The following is a 1874-nucleotide window of genomic DNA, read 5'->3' on the forward strand; positions in this document are numbered from 1 at the left end:
GCACGGGCTGGTCGCTCGCGCTCGCCGGGCGGCGGGCCGAGCCGCTGGCGGAGACGGCGGCCGCCGCCGGGGACACCGAGGCGCTGTGCGTCACCACGGACGTGACCGACGCCGACGAGGTCGGCGCACTCTTCACCGCCGTACGGGAGCGGTTCGGCCGACTGGACCTCCTGTTCAACAACGCGGGCACGTTCGGCCCCGGCGGCGTGCCGCTGGAGGACCTGGCCGCCGAGGACTGGCGGGCGGTCGTCGACGTGAACCTGACGGGCGCGTTCCTGTGCGCGCAGGCCGCGTACCGGCTGATGAAGGAGCAGGACCCGCAGGGCGGCCGGATCATCAACAACGGCTCGGTCTCCGCCCACGCGCCGCGCCCGCACTCGATCGCGTACACCGCGACGAAGCACGCGATGACCGGGCTGACGAAGTCGCTGTCGCTGGACGGCCGCGCCTACCGGATCGCCTGCGGACAGATCGACATCGGCAACGCGGCGACGGAGATGACCGAGCGGATGTCGACCGGGATCCTCCAGGCCAACGGGGAGCCGGCGGTGGAGCCCGTGATGGCGGCGTCCGACGTGGCGCGGACGGTGGTGCACATGGCGGAGCTGCCGCTGGAGGCGAACGTCCAGTTCGCCACGGTCCTGGCGACGAACATGCCGTACATCGGACGCGGCTGAGCTCCCAGGTGATCAGGTTCGCTCGAACTAGCCATTAAGTGACCGAATTTGCCGACTTCTTCACCCTCGACCGAGCAAGCGCGTGCTATCCGTATGATCGCATCCCGTTACGCCTTCACCAGAACAACACAGAAGGAACACCGCATGCGCATACGCACCGCTGCGCCGATCGCCCTGGCCGCCGCCACCGCACTGGCCGGCTCGCTCCTCGCCACGGCGGCACCGGCCTCGGCGGCCGCCCACCAGGGCGGGCTGCACTTCGGGACCGTGCAGTACGACGGCCCCGGCAAGGACAACCGGACCACGAAGTCACTGAACGCCGAGTGGGTGAACATCCACAACAACGGCAAGAAGAAGGTCCAGCTCAAGGGCTACAAGGTGAAGGACAACACCGGCTACACCTACACCTTCGGCAGCTACACGATCGGCGCGGGCAAGACCGTCAAGCTCCGCACCGGCAAGGGCAAGAACGTCTCGGGCACCGTGCACTGGAACCGGGGCTCGTACGTCTGGAACAACACCGGCGACAAGGCGCGGCTGATCAAGCCGAACGGGAAGCTCCAGGACTCCTGCTCCTGGAAGAAGTCCACCAAGGCGAACAAGGGCGTCAAGAACTGCCACTGACCCGCCCGGGGAGGGCTGGTCGCGGCGCTCCGGAGGGGGCCGCGACCCGCTCTCCCGCGCCGCACCGCCGTACCACCTCGTCGCCGCACCGGGAGTCGGGAATGCCGGGAGCGGCGGCAGGGTTGGATCTCTGCATGAGACCTGCTTCCGGGCCCGAAGTCCTGCGCTACACCGCCTTCTCCGCCGACCCCGCGGGCGGGAACCCCGCCGGCGTCGTCCTGGACGCCTCCGGGATGGACGAGGAGGCGATGCTCGCCGTCGCGGCGGAGGTGGGGTACAGCGAGTCGGCGTTCCTGACGGAGCGGACCGGCGAAGGCGCGTACACGATCCGCTACTTCAGTCCGAAGGCCGAGGTTCCCTTCTGCGGCCACGCCACGGTCGCCACGGCGCTCGCCCTGGCCGAACGGGACGGGCCGGGCGAGCTGGAGTTCGCCACGGCCGCGGGTTTGGTGCCGGTGACGGTCGTACGGGAGGGCGCCGAGCTCCGCGCCACCCTCACCAGCGTGGCCCCGCGCGTCGAGGAGACCGCCGCGGCCGACCTGGCGGAGGCGCTGGCGGCCCTGGACTGGGCGG

At 70.4% G+C, this 1874-nt stretch carries 3 protein-coding genes; all 3 read left to right on the forward strand.

The window, feature by feature from the left end; translation table 11 throughout:
* The coding region (locus tag CR470_RS37665; RefSeq protein ID WP_107489551.1) for an SDR family oxidoreductase at positions 1–677 on the forward strand (677 nt) is incomplete at its 5' end.
* Between the two features lie 144 nt (positions 678–821).
* Positions 822–1301 carry a lamin tail domain-containing protein gene (locus tag CR470_RS37670; RefSeq protein WP_097872243.1) on the forward strand — a complete coding sequence of 160 codons (480 nt, stop codon included), beginning with the start codon at positions 822–824 and terminating at the stop codon, positions 1299–1301.
* Positions 1302–1435: 134 nt separating this feature from the next.
* Positions 1436–1874 (forward strand): PhzF family phenazine biosynthesis protein (locus CR470_RS37675; RefSeq protein WP_143663990.1); only part of this gene is annotated, 439 nt, incomplete at its 3' end.

The organism is Streptomyces sp. rh34, from assembly GCF_002551245.1.
Lineage (GTDB): Bacteria > Actinomycetota > Actinomycetes > Streptomycetales > Streptomycetaceae > Streptomyces.

Coding starts and splice junctions, on each gene's coding strand:
- CR470_RS37670 (WP_097872243.1), top strand. CDS start 822: ATGCGCATACGCACCGCTGCGCCGATCGCCCTGGCCGCCGCCACCGCA.